Source organism: Mesorhizobium sp. WSM4850, from assembly GCF_055811735.1.
Genome location: NZ_JBVVPV010000020.1, coordinates 90292 through 105988, shown reverse-complemented (window position 1 = coordinate 105988; position 15697 = coordinate 90292). Strand labels below are relative to the sequence as shown.

The window sequence follows — 15697 nt, the reverse complement described above, 5'->3', positions numbered from 1 at the left end:
ACGTCGCAAAGAGGGCGCCCACAGTGACATTGCCAATCTCCCCCCTTGTGGGGGAGATGTCCGGCAGGACAGAGGGGGGCGCCTCCCTCCGCCATCAACGGTTCTGCACCGTCGTGACGCTCTGAGGTAACGGCATGGATCCTAGGGTCTGCGCCGCGTCGCTTCGCTCCTTGCTTCGCCCTAGCTAGGACGACGAAGGCGCGCCGATCGACGGCGCAGCCTGGATATTGAAGACTCAGGTGAGGCTTCTGGACCAGTCGTCTACCTGGCGCTCTGCCTCTTCCTTGGCGATTCCATACCGCTCCTGAATGCGTCCTGCGAGTTGGTCACGATTGCCCTCGATGCGATCAAGGTCATCGTCGGTAAGGTCGCCCCATTGCTCCTTGGCCTGGCCTTTGAACTGCATCCATTTTCCCTTGATTTGATCCCAGTTCATGAATTCCTCCTTTGTTGTCTAGAGGAAATGCAACTGGACACCACATGTTCCCAAACAGCGGATCGCCATGACGATTATTGCCGATGACGATTGTCATTGGCGACGCGGCAAACACGCCGCCGGCCGGAGCCAGCGGGGCGAATTGGAGCAGGACGGGAACGATCCGCGTCTTGAAAATCACACTCGCCGGAAAGGTCCCTCAGCCGGATCAGCTGGCGCGCGCCAAGGCTATGACGTTGTCTGCATCCGCCCCCGGCAGATCGAACAGCATCGGAAGTTGGCGGGTCATGGCCATTTCAACGATCAACTCTTCGATGGAAGCTGTCGGCAGATCGGTCTCGAGACTATTCGAGATCATCGAGGCAAGCTTGTGGACTGGCACTGGTGCCGACTTCGCACGGTCGTCGAGCAACCTGCTGATTTCGATGACAACGTCTGCGTCAATGCTCTTTGGCAATTCGCGCATGGCTTTTCCTCCCTGCCCCTATCATGCGCGTGCCTGAGGGCTGAGTCTCGACAAATCAACGTATGGACTTAACCAGATACGTGCTTCGACCCGATTGCTTTGGCCGGGCGCTCGGGCCTGCGGCGAAAAAGCGAACTGCATTGGTGTCGCATGCGGCAACGAATTCGCCCGTTTTGCGTTGGCCAATCGTACATCGTGAGCAAACGTGACCAAAGGAGAGTAAGCATGACAGCCGACGCGGCGAAGCTCTATCCCCGCCACCGGGATCGGATCTCCGGCAGCGAAGCTTATATGGTAAGGCATTTTGCCCGACAGAACGGCATCACCCCAGAGCAAGTCCATCAGTTGATCAAGAGATATGGAAGCAACCGCGCCAGGCTGGTGGCTGCGGCGAAGGAGCTTCGCGCGTCGCTCCGACCGGATGTCCCCAAGGCCATGCTCGCCTCGGGGCGCCGCGCCGGGCGTCTCAGCGCCAGTGTTGATGCTGGAAATGGCTTAGGGACGCAGTGAGCGGACTGCGGAAAACAATCTAGCCGACGACTTCGTTTTAGACTTTTCGATCCTGGCCGCCGTCGCCGGCTTCTGTTTGCGATTTACTTGCTTCAATGGTCGCCTCCAGGTCGGACCGGCTGCCATATCGAACCGAGTAGGCTCGTGTAAATTCGGCGCCCAACAGAAAGATCTCGGACGAATAGAAGACCCACAGCAGCACGACGAGCAGTGCACCGGCTGCCCCGTATGACGAAGCGATGGCGCTGGTCCCGATATACCAGCCGATCAGTGACTTGCCGATCGTGAAGAGAAACGCCGTCGCTACGGCGCCGACGCCTACGTCGCGCCATTGCAGCGCGCGGTCGGGCAGTATCTTGTAGATTGCCGCAAACAACAGGGCGATCATGGCAAACGACACGATCCCGTTGATTGCGCTCAGGATGAGGGTGCCAAAGGGCAGATATGCGTTGATGATATCGCCAAGCGCCGAAATTGCAGCGCTCACGACGAGGGATACCAGCAGCAGAAAGCCAAGCGCCGCGACGAGACCCAGGCTGGCAGCGCGCGCCCGGACGAGCCGTGAAATCGATGTGCCAACCGGTTTGACTTTCCAGATCTCGTTCAGGGCAACCTGCATTTCGCCGAAGACGCCGGATGCGGCAACCAACAGCGTGACGAGCCCCAAAATGCTGGCAAGAGTTCCCGCCTCTTTTTGTGACGCGTTCTCGATTGTCGCTTGCAAAAGCTCGGCGCTCTGCGGACCCATCAGGCCCGCCAGCTGGGCCGAAAGCGCCAGTTGTGCGGCATCGTTTCCGAAGGCCATGCCTGCGATGGCGACAACGATGAGCAGGATCGGCGCAAGCGAGGTCGTGGCATAAAACGCCATCGCTGCGCCGTGGCTCAAGGCATTGTCATTGATGAAGCCGACAATGCTCTCCTTAAGGAGCGTCCAGCCCTCTTTCGCCACATCCCACATGTTTGCCTCGCCTGCTTCTCAAGCAAATAGAGGCAGTGCCGCGGCGGACCAGACCGTGGCAGGTCGCAAACCTCTATAGGATTGGGAGCTGGAGGTCGCTCGGCAGCGACCGCTCACAGTCCCTTTCAGGCTCAGTCGAAGAACCAAATCCTCTGTGCAGAGCAATCAGGTGACGGATCCCGGCTTGTTTGGCGCGACCTGCCCCGCGGCTCTTCTTGTGAGACCATCCTGCGTCGGGAAGGCCGCGAATGCCGCGATGGCCAGATAGACCGGAATCCCCAATTCGAGGATTTCCTCGAACACTGTCGAGGTATCGTTCCGGGCAAGATGGATGCCGAGAAATGTGAGATTTGACGGCGCCCCGTCGATGACCTTCGAAAGGATGGCGCAACCGATAGCGGCGGCAATGGCAACGGCAGTCGCTTCGCCGTGGCGGAGCCCGTGCACAAAGCTACGGAGGCCGTCTTTGAGGAGAAAATAGAAGGCAACGGCGAGGGCGATAACGACCGTCGCGCCGATCAGCTTTTCCAACAGCGGAACGTCAGGCGAAATGTAGAGGGTGGTCTTGGTGATGTTGTGGGTGGTAAAATGCGCATGGAAATCCAGCTCGCGCAGGCACATCGCGATCGAGATGGCAACGAGATACCAGCGCTTGAGCAGCTCCCGATAGGACATTTCCCGCACAAGCGTCGCCACGACGATCAGGTAACCGGCGGCCGAGAAGACTTCGATGGGACCGCCCTCGCTGAGGTAGAACTTCCTGATATCTTCGGGAAGAAAGGCGAGCGGCAGGGCGATCAGAAAGACGAGCACCAGCAGCGCAAGGCCCATTTGAATGAAATAGTGGCCCTTGCCGTAACCGATCTTTCTTTCATCCCATGCCATATGTGTCTCGCCCATCTGTCTTGTGCCGGTTCTCTATTAATCGTGATTTCACTCAATTTGAAAGACTGGACCGTTGTCGAGTTGCCGCTTCGTAATGCCCGGCCACCTGCCGGTGCCCTGACGGCGTAAGCGCGGCGAACCTGACGGGGCAAAGTCCGGCGTTGGCTGTACTGTCCAGACGTGTCTTTGCAGCCATCAGCGAGACGACCCGTTCGCTCACGCCACTGACCAGCCGCCATCCCGCGGCCGCGGTGTTAACGAATCAATCGGCGCCCCACCGCCTGTTGCGTAAAGGCGCTGTTGGACGCTCTCACGATCCGACCAACGGAACTGTGACAGTTGTCGCATAATTGATCGGATATTGGTCGAAGTACGGGAACTCGATCACGAAAGCATATCTGGCCGTGAGATGCGCCATGCGGAAGCCGCCGCTGGGAGGGTCGATTGCTATCGTCACATCGACATCTTTCAATCCCAAACCCAGCAATTTTTCTGTGGCTATGGCCTCTATTTCGGCCTCGGTCAGCGAGTTCTTCATCTGCAGCGCCCGCGAGGACGTTTCCAGCGTATAGCGAACGCTGGACATGGCATTCAGAGCCCAGCCGAATGCGAAGATACCGAACAAAAGTATTATTAGAAAAGGTGCGATCAGCGCGAATTCCAACGCAGCTCCGCCTGATCCATTACGCGAGAATGCTCTCCATTTAGCGGACACGAATCACCTGTTGATGACTGAGTTCGCGCGAGAAGGAAAACACGCCAAAACTGAAGGGCGGGAACCAGGTGGCCGTCGCTTGTATTTCAACGAAGACGGAGGGAACTTTCAAATCGTCGCACAGCATCGATGGATCGGCCACGGTGCTCCCACACATGTATTTGCGCGCCAATATAACCTGCGCGTCCTCGGGGCGGTTTTCCCAGCTCGAAAGGCCAACGGCTTGGGTGGCCGCGTCGTTGGCTGCTCCTTGCATCACAAGATTTGCTGCCGTTTTGACGCCTGCACGCATCGACAACGAGCTTGATACGAAAGACCAGCCGTTGATGACGCCAAGAAGTACCAGGCAAAGGATCGGCACAACCAGTGCAAACTCCACCGCAGCAACACCCGAATCGCTCCGGAAAATTCGGACTGGTCGCCGTTTCACGAAGATTACTCGACAAGCCGAACGGACTGCGTCGCCGGAATCTCTCGCATCCCGAGGCTCGTGCAATCCTGGTTGATGCTTGTGTTCCCAGACCACTGCACGGTCCTGGCGACGACCTGTGTGCAACCACTTTTGCCCGAGAAATTGCCGAGGTAATCGACCTCCTGTGTTGGAAAATACAGGGCGCCTGTCAAAAGCGAATCCGCCGTGCCATTAAACGTGTTCGATCCCGCCAGGTTTGCTCTGTCGCCGTAAAACAGCACACCCGAATAGGTGCCTGACGTCGGTGCGCTAAGCTTGACAGTGGCCGTGCCGTTCATGCTGACGCCGGAGGTGCCGGCCAGATAGATGATAACTCCTTCGCCGGAAATATTTGCATTCGAGCTCGCTTTGAAATCGCCTCCCTGAATGACGTATACCCCGGGCGAGAGCGTTACATTGCCGCTCAAGGTCAGTCCCTTGCAGTATGTTCCAGGTTGCAAGGTCGACTGATTGCTGTTTTGACAGGGGTTCGTGGCCGGTGGCGCCGGCAGGTCGGCAAAAGGATCGGCAGCGGGCAACGCCTGGGTTATCGGGCTGGCGCAAACGGTCGTCACCACGTTGCTCAACGAAACACCGCCTGCCGATATTAGGCAATCGGTATCAAGGCTGGCCGATCCCTGAAGTTTGATGGCATCCGAAGCCATCGAATTCGACATTACGGAGCAGCCAATCAGTTTTGTGGTCGAACTGCCGGAAAAGAGTGCCGCTTTCGAAGCGGAAGGACTGAGCGCCAAAATGCAGGCTTTTGAAGCATCCGTGATAAGAGCCACCGCCCTTGACTGCGCGACAACCGCATTTTGCGTGAATATCGATGTAAAAAATCGATCGAGGTTCTGATGAACGATGACCTCGACCGCTTTTTTTGCGACATTCGGTCCGGACGATGGAGGCGTGAAGACCTCGATTGTGCCGGTCGATGGTCCCCAGCCGTTCGTGGTCGCTGACAGCGACGCGGCCGAGACAATCGTTGGCTTGTCGGATCCCCGAACTTTCTCCAAAGCGCCGGCATAGGCTGCCGCATCCGCCACCGCCTGTAGCTTCAGGCTGCTATAATACCAATAGGAAGTTTCGACACCGAGGCCCGCTCCGCCGACAACAATCGGCAAAGATAGGGCAAAAATAGTAGCAACGTTGCCGCTCTCGCCGATTCGTCGCAGACAGCTGAAAGAACGCCTGAAGGTACCGCCACTCAATCCCATTTTCTTATTCAAGCAAAGATGCATAAAGGAATGACTAAGAATTTCACTCGATTTGTTAGCTGCGCTCCTCGCCATCCGCCGACACTGAGCCAGCTTCTTCCTTTTCCCGGGGTCATGCGCAACAAATTGCCGACGGCTGCCGGTTTCGTTGGCAAAAGGTTACCGTTCCCTGCTATTCCCCCTCAAATCAAAAGCAGTGGACTTGCGCATGACCAATGTCGCCCTGACCGGGCTTGCCAGCGATCTCGCCAAGCGCGCCGCGGAAGGCCGTCCGGTGCGCATCGGCGTCATCGGCTCCGGCGAGATGGGCACCGACCTGGTGACGCAAGGCATGCTGATGCAGGGCATTTCGGTGTGCGCCGTCTCGACCCGCCGCCCGCACACGGCGCGTGATGCCGTCCGCATCGCCTATGGCGACGAGGCGAGGGCACGGGAGGCCGATACGCCGTCGAAAGTCAGCGAGGCGATCGAGAGCGGAAAAATCGCCATCACCTCGAACGAGATGCTGGTCACCAATCCGCTCATCGACGTCGTTATCGACGCCACCGGCAAACCCGGCGTCGCCGCCGATTTCGACCTGATGGCGATGGAGCACGGCAAGCATCTGGTGATGATGAACGTCGAGGCCGACGTCACCATCGGCTGCTATCTGAAGCAGCAGGCCGACCGGCTCGGCGTCGTCTATTCGGTCGGCGCCGGCGACGAGCCGTCAAGCTGCATGGAACTGATCGAGTTCGCCGCAGCACTCGGCTACACCATCGTCTCGGCCGGTAAGGGCAAGAACAACCCGCTCAACCACGACGCGGTGCCCGACGACTATCGCGCGGAAGCGCTGCGCCGCAACATGAACCCGCGCATGCTGGTCGAGTTCGTCGACGGCTCGAAGACCATGGTCGAGATGTGCGCCATCGCCAACGCCACCGGGCTGGTGCCCGACATTGCCGGCATGCACGGTCCCAAGGCCGACCGCGATGAATTGGCCAAGGTGCTCATCCCGCGCGCCGACGGCGGCATCCTGTCGAGGAAGGGCGTCGTCGACTACACCATCGGCAAAGGCGTGGCGCCCGGCGTGTTCGTCATCGTCGAGGCGACGCATCCGCGCATCATCGAGCGCATGGACGATCTGCATATCGGCCATGGACCCTATTACAGCTTCTTCCGGCCCTATCATCTGACCTCGCTGGAAGTGCCGCTCACCGCCGCGCGCATCGCGCTCTATGGCAAGCCGGACATGGTGCCGCTGCCGAGGCCAGTTGCCGAGGTCTGCGCCGTGGCCAAGCGCGATCTGGCGGCGGGAGAGAAATTCGACGCCATCGGCGAGACCTGCTACCGCTCCTGGACGATGACTGTCGAGGAGGCCCGCGCCAACCGCGCCGTGCCGGTCGGCCTGCTCGAAGGCGGCAGGGCGCTGAGGCCGGTCAGCAAGGGCGAGCTGCTGACATCAGCCAATGCCGCGCCCGACCCGACCACCAGGCTGTTCGCCTTGCGCCGGCTGCAGGACGAGATGCTGTACGGGGCGGGGTAATGCGCAGAATTTTGATGCCGGCGGGACAGCGCGCCCCTCTGTCCTGCCCTCTTTGCCAAAACTTGGGATCTCCCCCACTTGGGGGGAGATTGGCAGCTTCTGGCGGCCACTCACCACTGCGATGTTGGAGATAGGCGAAAGCCGGCGTGACGTCCGATCTCCCCCCAAGTGGGGGAGATGTCCGGCAGGACAGAGGGGGGCGCGAAGGATCGTTACGGAACGTTTGTTATTGCAACTGATCGTCGACCTTCGCCGCCGGCGACTCGCAAAGCCGCCGCTACTTCCCCAACTCGATCGACCGCAGCCGCGCCGCCTCCACCGCTTCGGTGAGCAGTTTTGTCAGCCGGTCCTCGCCCATCAGCACGGCAAGCGCGGCCGCCGTTGTGCCGTTGGGGCTGGTCACCTGCTGGCGCAACACGCCCGGATCTTCGCCGCTTTCGGCGGCGAGCGAGGCGGCGCCATAGACCGTCTGCACGGCCAGCAGCCTGGCGGTTTTGGCTCGCAACCCGGCCGTCTCGGCAGCCACCGCCAGTGCTTCGATGAAATGGAAGACATAGGCCGGGCCAGACCCTGACACCGCCGTCACCGCGTCCATCAGGCCCTCGTCGTCGACATCGGTCACTTCACCGCTCGCCGAAAGCAGATCAGCAACGAAACGTTTCGTATCGATGGAGACCAGCCGGTTGGAAAACACCACCATCATGCCCTTGCCGATCGCCGCCGCCGTGTTGGGCATGCAGCGCACGACCGGCGCGCGATCGCCCAGAATAGCCTCGAAAGTGGCGACCGGCGTTCCGGCGGCGATGCTGAGGAAGGTGGTGCGGCCATCATTGAAGCGCTTGTAGGCGGCGGTCACGTCGCGGATCACTTGCGGCTTCACCGCAATGACGGCGAGGGCCGGCACCGCTTCTGCCGGAATGCCGCCGGCATCCGCGGCAGCACTGCAGCCCAGCGCTTCGGCGCGCTTGCGCAAATCGGCATTGGGCTCGACCACGAAAACCGCCGCCGCGGCGAGCTTGCCCGATTTCAGCCAGCCGGAAAGCATGGCGTAGCCCATATTGCCGCAACCGGCGAGGACAAGCTTGATCGTCATTGGAGCCTCCGCAGAGCATCGGACCCAAAAGTGGGTACCGGTTTTGGCAAAATCCGATGCTCAAACCAAAAGATGGCTTCCCATAGACGTTCGTGGCGGGGCGGGGAAGCCCTGTTGGGACGGAGGATCAGGACGGACCACGAACCGCCATCGGCCGCAGCGACACTTGCCTCAGTCCGAACATGCCGAACACGAAGAACAGCCAGACCGGGTCGGCGCGATGGAAGAAGAAGCTTTCAAGGAAGGCGTTCAGCGCTGCGAACAGTACCACCATCATGAAGAAGTCCCCCAGATAGATGTTCTCCTTGCGCAAGGGAATGCGCATGTAATCGCGCAGCGGCGCGACAAGGAACGAGTAGACCGCCACGCACAAAGCCGGGATGCCCATCAGCACCGCGATGTCGAGATAGCCGTTATGGCCGTGCACGATGGTTCTGATGTCCCAGGCGCGGTCGAAAGGCTGGTCCTGGTTCAACAGCAGCGGCGTGCCCCAGAAGCTCTCGAAGCCATAGCCGGTCCACGGCCGCTTCGCCAGCATCTCGCCGGCGAACTCCCAAAGAGTCGTGCGCCCGGTGTAGGTCAGGTCGGGGAAATAGAGTGCAGCCAGATGCTTCACCGGCGGCAGGAAGACGATGCCCAGCGTGCCGATCGCCGCGGCGATGATGGCCAGCGCGAACAGGATCGGCGTGCCAAGCCGCATGCCGATCAGGCTTGGCAGCACAACGATCAGGATCGAAAACGGCACCAGTCCGGCCGTCGTCTTGGAACCGGTGTGCAGCATGAAGATCATCGCTGCGCAAAAGATCGATGCGCCCCAGAGCCGCTGTCCGCGCCGGTAGAGGTACAGCCCGGCGAAGCTGAAGCAGGCCGTGACGGGCCCGGCGATGTTCTTGTGGGTGAACACGCCGCGCCACAGGCCGGCATGTTCCGGCTCCAGCGACGCGGCGGTGTGCAGCGCCTCGTTTGGAAAGACGATGAGCCCGATATAGGACAGGCCCATGATGACGACGATGGTGAAGATGATGACTTTCGAGAAAGCTTCGGCGTCGCGCGGCAGCGCCAGGATCGTCACCATTGTCAAAATGCCGATCAGCGTGAAGAAGGCGGCGCGCATGGCCGACGGCGGATCGGTTGCCATCACCACAGAGAACATCAGGAAAGCCAGCATCAGCAGCCAGGACGGGCTGAGCAGCGAACGCACCACGCGCGGGTCGGCGAAAGCTACGAGCGAGAAGACCGAGATGGCGCCAAGCGAGCCGAAGCCGAGCTGGTTGACGATGTCGCCGCCATCGCCGGTCGTTGCGGCGCCGGCCGGCTGGAACGGACGGAACGACACCAGGATGACGGTGAACAGCAGCGCGGCGACCGCGGTCGCGACACCGTCGCGTGTGAAGGCCGCGCTAAGCGGCGCGCGTTCAGTTCTTCTCAGGCTGCCGGTATTGCTCATTGGCGTATCCGAATTCGGCAAGCACGCGCCCGACAGCGACATGGATTGGGTATAAGGCCGTCGCCAACGACCCCGTCCGCGCCAGCCTGGCCGCGCCGCGAAACGGCGAGACGGCAAGCAGCGCCAGGCTCTTCAAGAAAACCCTGGTGCCGGCGAACGGCGTGCCGGCCCGCTTCTTCTTCTCGACCAGTGTCGAGATGACGCCGTTGCGCAGGCTGCGGGCACGGATCCAGTCGGCCTCGATGCGCCGGGCCGGAACTGTTTCATGCACTTGCGCTTCGGCGCACCAGCCAAGCACAAAACCTGTTTGTGCCGCCCGGCTCAGGAAATCGGAATCGCCGCCGCCCATGAAGTTGAATTTCAGGTCGAGGAAGGGCGGCCCCATGGCGGTGAGCACGTTGCGGCCGACCAGCAAATTGCCGGAGGAATACAGCGCGGGTACCCGCCCGGTCTGCCGATAAGGTGGCGCAAAGACCGGGTGCTCGGCCCATTTGGCATGGGCCGCGTTGGGAAACACAGGCATTTGCGGACCACCGACAATGTCGGCACCGATCGTCTCGGCCGCCTGGCACATGCGCTCGAGCCACTGGGGATCGGCGATCTCGTCGTCGTCGATGACCAGCAGGTGGCTGAAGTCAGGAAAGTGAAGGATCGCCGTCTGCCAGCCGGCATTGTAGGCGCTGCAATTGCCGCGCTCATGCGCGACGATCACCATGCCCGGAATGGCGCCGCGCTCGAACAGCGGCAGCGCCGCCTTGGCGCCGGCGCGCGCCTCGGCTTCGTTCTCGATGACGATGATTGCGAAGCGTCTGTCGGTTTCCTGGGCCTGGAGCGAAGCAAGCGTCGCCAGCAGTTGCTCGGGCCGTTTGAAGGTCGGCAGCGTAACGACCGCCTCGACGGCAGCGGCGACAAGTCCCGGCGACCGCCCTGCGATCGATACCGATCCGTCCGATGGCAAAGGGATCATCCGTGTCCAGCCCGGGATGGTGAGTTTGGCTCTCGATAGCATCGCGGTGATAACGTTTCGTTAATCACCTTCGCGGACAAGCCGGCAAATCGGCAACGCCGGGCCACCAGATAGCTTCACTTAATCAAGGCTTCACCGCGCCTTGCTAACCAATCAGCGCTGGAAGGTGAGATGCATCTGCTGTTCGCCACATCGATCGTGCCCGACGGGGCCCTTGCCTCGGGCTACGAGATCGCCAATGCCGCGATCATCGCCGCGTTGCGGCGCGCCGGCGCGCGGGTCACGGTGATCGGCTTCACCTGGCCGGGCAAGCCTGCGAGCGATCCGCAAAACACCATCGTACTCGGCGCCGTCGATGTGCGCACGGAAACCGCCTCATCGCTGCAAAAGCTCGCCTGGGTTGCAAGGGCGATGCTCTCCGGCCTCACTTTCGCGTCGGTCAAGCTGCGCGTGGTCAACGACAGCGAGGTCCGCGCCGCCGTCAAACGCGCCGGCCCTTTCGACGGCTACGTCTTGAATTCCGTGCAGTTCGCCGGCGCCTTCGAAAGGCTTTTCGGCGACCGGCGGTCGATCTTCGTCGCCCACAATGTCGAGCATCGTTCGGCGCGTGAGAACGCCGCTGCCGCCGGCGGCCTTTTCCAGCGCCTGCTGTTTCGCCGTGAGGCAAGGCTGCTCAAGACTGTGGAAGAACGGCTCTGCCGCCGGGCACGCTTCGTCTTCACGCTGGCCGAGGAAGATCGCTCAGCGCTCGGCGTCGCCTCCGACGACCGTTCGGCGGTGCTGCCGCTGGTGACCTGCGCCGAGCCGCCGGTGCAAAAAACCCCGCGCCGCATCGACTGCGACGCGGCGCTGATCGGCACCTGGACCTGGCAGCCGAACCGCATCGGCCTCGACTGGTTCCTGGAAAAGGTAGTGCCGCATCTCAGGCCCGATTTCCGGGTCAGGATTGCCGGCGGCATGCCGTCCGGCCTCGCGTCCGCGCATCCCGGCGTCGAATTCGTCGGCCGCGTGCCGGACGCGCAGGCTTTCGTGCGCAGCGCCGCCGTCATCCCGCTGATCAGCACCTCCGGCAGCGGCGTGCAGCTCAAGACCATCGAAACCTTCGAGCTCGGCCTGCCTTCCGTCGCCACCAGCCATTCGCTGCGCGGCATCGACCATCGCCCGGTCAATTGCGTGGTGACCGATGATCCGGTCGCCTTCGCCGGCGCCCTTGAAGCAGCAGTGGCCGATGTCGGGGACGTCGACGGCAGCGCTTTCCACCGCCGGCAGCTGAAGGCGCTCGATGCCGCAATCAGGCTCGGCCTGGAAAAGCTCGGGCCTGTCGGCCAGGAGATGTTTGCATGAATGTGCACAACGCCCGCGCCGTTTTCGGGGCCGACAGCTTGAAATCGATCCTGGGCATCCCGGTCCTTGCCATCCGCTGGGACGATGCGGTCGCGCACCTGACCCGGTTGATTGCAGAGCGGCGCTTCACCAAGGTCACCTTTCTCAACGCGCACAACGCCAATGTCGCCTATACGGACCCGGTCGTTGCCGAGGCGCTCGACGATTTTCTCATCCTGCCGGACGGCGTCGGCGTCGATCTGGCGGCGAAACTGCTTTACGGAGCATCGTTTCCGGACAATCTCAACGGCACCGATTTCATCCCTGCCTTCCTGCAGGCGTCCGCCAGGCCGCTGACCGTGGGGCTGCTCGGCGCGACCCGTGTCAACGCCGAGGCGGCGTCGAAGAAGCTGGCAGCGCTCGCGTTGCAGCACCGGTTCGTCGTCATCCATGACGGTTATTTCTCTCCCGCCGAGGAGCCGGCAATCGTCGATCGCATCGCCAGATTGCGGCCGGACGTGCTGCTTGTCGCCATGGGCGTGCCGCGCCAGGAATTATGGATCGCGCGCCACATCGACGCGCGCCACTGCACGCTGCCGATCGCCGTCGGCGCGCTGCTCGATTTCCTGAGCGGCACGGTGCCGCGGGCGCCGCTGTGGATGCGTCGGCTCAGGCTCGAATGGCTGTTTCGGTTGTGCATCGAACCGGGCCGTCTCTGGCGCCGCTATGTGGTCGGCAATCCCCTGTTCCTGTCGCGCGTCATCGGCCAGAAATTCTTGCGCAGGCCCGCTGCTGCCAAAACTCGCCCCAGAGCAAGCCCCGGAGCAGATCATTGAACAACCGGTTCGTGCCGCGCCCTGACACCGAGGCCGATTTCCTCCGCCGGACGCCGACGGCGGCGGTCGTGACGGCAAGCTATGCGCCGGATTTGGAGCGCTGCCGCCTGCTGTGCGACACAATCGACCGCTACGTTTCCGGCGTGGCGCACCACTATATTCTTGTCGAGCATCGTGACGTGGCGCTGTTTCGTCAGTTGGAGAACAATCGCCGCACCATCGTCGACGAGCGGGACCTGTTGCCGCGCTGGCTGCATGCCTTCGACGATCCGCTCAGCCTGTTCCGCCGGCGCATCTGGCTCAGCCTGAAGACCAAACCGCTGCGCGGCTGGCATGTGCAGCAGCTTCGCCGCATCGCGATATCGGCGCATACCGGCGAAGACGTGCTGGTCTTCTGCGATTCCGACGTGGCGTTCCTAAAACCTTTCGACTGCAGCGGCTTCTGGCGCGATGGCAAGGTGCGGCTGTTCCGCCGCGACGGCGTGCTGTCCGGTGACGGTCATGAGGAGCATCGCATCTGGTCGCGCAATGCCGGTTCGGCGCTTGGCATCGAGCCATCGGAGGTTTCGACCCACGACTACATTTCGACGCTGATTGCCTGGCGCCGCGAAACCGTGACGGCGCTGTGCGCGCGGATCGAGAAGATCCATGGCCGCAACTGGGTCGAAGTCATCGGTGCGGCGCGCAAATTCTCCGAATGCATGATCTACGGCCGCTATGTCGACGACGTGCTCGATGGCGCCGGCCATTTCCATGACTCGGAGGCGTTCTGCCGCGTCCACTGGACGGGCGAGGCGCTGTCGGATGACGAGTTCCGCCGTTTCGTCGCCGCCATGGCGCCGCAACAGGTGGCCATCGGCATGCAGTCCTTCATCGGCACCGATGTCGGCCGCATCCGCCGCCTGATCGGGCTCGATTAGTGCTGGGTAAAAGCGCGATTACCTCGACCCGGTTCTGCATGACAATGCCGGGACCGAACCCCAAAGTATTTAAGCATCACGGCTGCTCATGGCTCTTCGAGAACCTTGACCGAGACTAGCAATTGCCGCCGCCCTTACACATCCGCTTAAAGTCCAGAGTCTACGCTGATCGTTCCATTCCTTGTGTTTCATTGTCAGGGCGATCGGGCGTGAAAGACTTACGGGCGATTTCGGGACAGGCGGCCAAGGCTTTGGATTCTGCGCTCATGACTCCTCACAGTAGAGGACTAAGCTCAAAGCCCGTTTGATCTGAGTATTGCCGGGGGGACGCGCTGCGCGGGTCCTGCAGAGAGGAAGGCCGAGATGCCCAACGCGAATGCGGTTCCAAAAACCGCAATGCAAAGATTTCTCGACGCAGTCGAAAGAGTGGGGAACATGGTTCCTCATCCGGTCGTCATTTTCCTGATCCTGATTGCAATCGTCATCGTCTTGTCGGCGCTCCTGAGCGCCTTCGGCGCCGCGGTGACGTTCGAACGCATCAATGCGGATACGCATGAGATTGAAACGGCGACCACCGAGATCCGTAGCCTGCTGAGCATTGAAGGCATACGCTTTCTGTATGCCTCGCTCATTCCCAACTTCATGAGCTTCACTGCGGTCGGGCTGATGATCGCAGCAATGGTCGGCGCCGGCGTGGCGGAGGAATCCGGCCTCGTTACCGCGCTGATCCGAAAGCTCGTGGTCGTGTCACCGGCCTGGGCCCTGACCTATATCCTCGCCTTCGTCGGCATCATCGCCAGCGTTGCCGCCGACGCGGGTTATCTGGTCCTGATTCCACTGGCCGGTATCGCTTATCTCGCAGTCGGGCGTCACCCGCTTGCCGGTCTCGCTTTGGGTTTCGCCGCGGTGGCAGGTGCCTTTACAGTCAATATGCTTATCAAGCCGCTTGATGCAGTGCTGGTCGAATTCACGAACGATGCGGCGCATCTCGTCGACCCCAACAGATCGATCGGCTTGGCCTCGAATGTCTGGTTCTCCATAGCATCCGTGCTATTTCTGACGGTGATCATCGCATTCATCTCCGACCGCATGATCGAACCGCGGCTCGGGGTTTATAAGCCCGAGAAGTCCGGGGATGGAACGGTTCCCGATCAGAGTGCAGGACTGTCCGAAAGAGAATCCCGCGGATTGCGCTATGCCTTATACGGGCTGATCGGCCTGATCCTCGTCTTTTGTTTCTTGACACTGCCGTCTTGGGCGCCGCTACGAAACCCCGAAACCGGCGAGCTGATCGGCAACTCGCCCTTCATGAACGGCCTGATCGCGCTGATCATGCTGATCTTCCTGGTGACTGGCTGGTCGTATGGCATCGGCGCCGGCACGCTGCGCACCCTGACCGAGGTCATCGGCGCGATTGAAAAGTCGATCAAGAACCTAGGCGGGACGATCTTTCTGTTCTTCGTGCTCAGCCAGTTCGTCGCTTACTTTACCTACACCAACATGGGAACGGTGATGGCGTTGAGCCTGTCGGGTGCGCTGCAAGCTGCAAACATAGGCGCATTGCCCCTTCTGCTCGGCTTCATCCTCGTGGTCGCGATCATCGATCTGCTGTTGACTGGAGCAATCGCGAAATGGGCGATCTTCGCTCCGGTCTTCGTACCTTTGCTGATGAAACTGGGCGTCGAGCCGGAAGCTGTTTTGGCGGCTTATCGTGTCGGTGACTCACCGATGAACGCGATTACCCCGCTCAATGCCTATTTTGCTCTCGTAGTTGGATTTGCCCAAAAATACGACAAATCCGCAGGCGTTGGCACGATCGTATCGCTGATGCTTCCCTACGTCCTGTGGATGTACGTCCTGTGGACGGCACTCTTCGCGGGCTGGCAGGCGTTTGGCCTCCCATGGGGCCTGTAATGGCTGATCCAGCACGATGCGAAACAGCACT

16 protein-coding genes are annotated in these 15697 nt (G+C 61.2%); 6 read left to right on the top strand and 10 right to left on the bottom strand.

Features of this window, described 5'->3' with window-relative positions; all coding sequences use genetic code 11:
- Positions 1 to 235 precede the first annotated feature (235 nt).
- Together AC0L2Z_RS19680 and AC0L2Z_RS19675 are read right to left on the bottom strand one after the other, a co-directional pair.
- Entirely contained in the window at positions 236 to 436 is a 201-nt protein-coding gene (locus AC0L2Z_RS19680; RefSeq protein ID WP_023800267.1) for a CsbD family protein, read from the bottom strand.
- 208 nt (positions 437 to 644) lie between these two features.
- Positions 645 to 902 carry a hypothetical protein gene (locus AC0L2Z_RS19675; RefSeq protein WP_473629060.1) on the bottom strand — a complete coding sequence of 86 codons (258 nt, stop codon included), beginning with the start codon at positions 900 to 902 and terminating at the stop codon, positions 645 to 647.
- A gap of 225 nt (positions 903 to 1127) precedes the next feature.
- Between AC0L2Z_RS19675 and AC0L2Z_RS19670 the strand changes: the two genes are divergently transcribed.
- Positions 1128 to 1412, top strand: coding sequence for a DUF3606 domain-containing protein (locus AC0L2Z_RS19670; protein ID WP_473629059.1), 285 nt, complete (start codon positions 1128 to 1130; stop codon positions 1410 to 1412).
- 37 nt (positions 1413 to 1449) lie between these two features.
- Here the strand turns inward: AC0L2Z_RS19670 and AC0L2Z_RS19665 are convergent, their stop codons facing one another.
- The 5 genes from AC0L2Z_RS19665 to AC0L2Z_RS19645 form a co-directional block, all read right to left on the bottom strand.
- The gene (locus AC0L2Z_RS19665; RefSeq protein WP_023800270.1) at positions 1450 to 2370 is read right to left on the bottom strand and encodes a YihY/virulence factor BrkB family protein; all 921 of its coding nucleotides are present in this window, start codon (positions 2368 to 2370) and stop codon (positions 1450 to 1452) included.
- A 165-nt stretch (positions 2371 to 2535) separates the two neighbouring features.
- The gene (locus AC0L2Z_RS19660; protein ID WP_473629058.1) at positions 2536 to 3255 is read right to left on the bottom strand and encodes a hypothetical protein; all 720 of its coding nucleotides are present in this window, start codon (positions 3253 to 3255) and stop codon (positions 2536 to 2538) included.
- Positions 3256 to 3565: 310 nt separating this feature from the next.
- Entirely contained in the window at positions 3566 to 3919 is a 354-nt protein-coding gene (locus AC0L2Z_RS19655; protein ID WP_287067486.1) for a TadE/TadG family type IV pilus assembly protein, read from the bottom strand.
- A gap of 40 nt (positions 3920 to 3959) precedes the next feature.
- Positions 3960 to 4349: a TadE/TadG family type IV pilus assembly protein gene (locus tag AC0L2Z_RS19650; RefSeq protein WP_287067487.1), complete on the bottom strand. Its 390-nt coding sequence runs from the start codon at positions 4347 to 4349 to the stop codon at positions 3960 to 3962.
- 56 nt (positions 4350 to 4405) lie between these two features.
- Positions 4406 to 5653 (bottom strand): pilus assembly protein TadG-related protein, encoded by a 1248-nt coding sequence (locus tag AC0L2Z_RS19645; RefSeq protein ID WP_287067489.1) that lies wholly within the window; start codon positions 5651 to 5653, stop codon positions 4406 to 4408.
- Between the two features lie 196 nt (positions 5654 to 5849).
- On the opposite strand from AC0L2Z_RS19645, the gene AC0L2Z_RS19640 reads away from it, so the two are divergent.
- Entirely contained in the window at positions 5850 to 7166 is a 1317-nt protein-coding gene (locus AC0L2Z_RS19640; protein WP_473629057.1) for an NAD(P)H-dependent oxidoreductase, read from the top strand.
- A 277-nt stretch (positions 7167 to 7443) separates the two neighbouring features.
- Here the strand turns inward: AC0L2Z_RS19640 and proC are convergent, their stop codons facing one another.
- The 3 genes from proC to AC0L2Z_RS19625 form a co-directional block, all read right to left on the bottom strand.
- Positions 7444 to 8259, bottom strand: a complete 816-nt coding sequence (gene proC / locus AC0L2Z_RS19635; protein ID WP_473629056.1) for a pyrroline-5-carboxylate reductase — start codon at positions 8257 to 8259, stop codon at positions 7444 to 7446.
- A gap of 127 nt (positions 8260 to 8386) precedes the next feature.
- A complete protein-coding gene (locus AC0L2Z_RS19630) occupies positions 8387 to 9706 on the bottom strand; it encodes an O-antigen ligase family protein (protein ID WP_473629055.1) in 1320 nt (439 codons plus the stop codon).
- Complete coding sequence (locus tag AC0L2Z_RS19625; RefSeq protein ID WP_473629054.1) at positions 9675 to 10673, bottom strand: glycosyltransferase family 2 protein; 999 nt, start codon at positions 10671 to 10673, stop codon at positions 9675 to 9677. The genes AC0L2Z_RS19630 and AC0L2Z_RS19625 overlap by 32 nt, the downstream gene beginning before the upstream one ends.
- A 171-nt stretch (positions 10674 to 10844) precedes the next feature.
- Here AC0L2Z_RS19625 and AC0L2Z_RS19620 point away from each other — a divergent pair, with 171 nt between their 5' ends.
- From AC0L2Z_RS19620 to AC0L2Z_RS19605, 4 genes are all read left to right on the top strand, one after another.
- Positions 10845 to 12017, top strand: coding sequence for a glycosyltransferase (locus tag AC0L2Z_RS19620; protein ID WP_473629053.1), 1173 nt, complete (start codon positions 10845 to 10847; stop codon positions 12015 to 12017).
- Positions 12014 to 12832, top strand: coding sequence for a WecB/TagA/CpsF family glycosyltransferase (locus AC0L2Z_RS19615; protein WP_473629052.1), 819 nt, complete (start codon positions 12014 to 12016; stop codon positions 12830 to 12832). Before AC0L2Z_RS19620 ends, AC0L2Z_RS19615 begins: the two co-directional genes overlap by 4 nt.
- Positions 12829 to 13752: a DUF6492 family protein gene (locus AC0L2Z_RS19610; RefSeq protein ID WP_473629051.1), complete on the top strand. Its 924-nt coding sequence runs from the start codon at positions 12829 to 12831 to the stop codon at positions 13750 to 13752. The genes AC0L2Z_RS19615 and AC0L2Z_RS19610 overlap by 4 nt, the downstream gene beginning before the upstream one ends.
- Positions 13753 to 14115: 363 nt before the next feature.
- The gene (locus AC0L2Z_RS19605) at positions 14116 to 15666 is read left to right on the top strand and encodes an AbgT family transporter (protein WP_473629050.1); all 1551 of its coding nucleotides are present in this window, start codon (positions 14116 to 14118) and stop codon (positions 15664 to 15666) included.
- Positions 15667 to 15697 lie beyond the last annotated feature (31 nt).

Coding starts and splice junctions, on each gene's coding strand:
- AC0L2Z_RS19680 (WP_023800267.1), bottom strand. CDS start 436: ATGAACTGGGATCAAATCAAGGGAAAATGGATGCAGTTCAAAGGCCAG.
- AC0L2Z_RS19675 (WP_473629060.1), bottom strand. CDS start 902: ATGCGCGAATTGCCAAAGAGCATTGACGCAGACGTTGTCATCGAAATC.
- AC0L2Z_RS19670 (WP_473629059.1), top strand. CDS start 1,128: ATGACAGCCGACGCGGCGAAGCTCTATCCCCGCCACCGGGATCGGATC.
- AC0L2Z_RS19665 (WP_023800270.1), bottom strand. CDS start 2,370: ATGTGGGATGTGGCGAAAGAGGGCTGGACGCTCCTTAAGGAGAGCATT.
- AC0L2Z_RS19660 (WP_473629058.1), bottom strand. CDS start 3,255: ATGGCATGGGATGAAAGAAAGATCGGTTACGGCAAGGGCCACTATTTC.
- AC0L2Z_RS19640 (WP_473629057.1), top strand. CDS start 5,850: ATGACCAATGTCGCCCTGACCGGGCTTGCCAGCGATCTCGCCAAGCGC.
- proC (WP_473629056.1), bottom strand. CDS start 8,259: ATGACGATCAAGCTTGTCCTCGCCGGTTGCGGCAATATGGGCTACGCC.
- AC0L2Z_RS19630 (WP_473629055.1), bottom strand. CDS start 9,706: ATGAGCAATACCGGCAGCCTGAGAAGAACTGAACGCGCGCCGCTTAGC.
- AC0L2Z_RS19625 (WP_473629054.1), bottom strand. CDS start 10,673: ATGATCCCTTTGCCATCGGACGGATCGGTATCGATCGCAGGGCGGTCG.
- AC0L2Z_RS19620 (WP_473629053.1), top strand. CDS start 10,845: ATGCATCTGCTGTTCGCCACATCGATCGTGCCCGACGGGGCCCTTGCC.
- AC0L2Z_RS19615 (WP_473629052.1), top strand. CDS start 12,014: ATGAATGTGCACAACGCCCGCGCCGTTTTCGGGGCCGACAGCTTGAAA.
- AC0L2Z_RS19605 (WP_473629050.1), top strand. CDS start 14,116: ATGCCCAACGCGAATGCGGTTCCAAAAACCGCAATGCAAAGATTTCTC.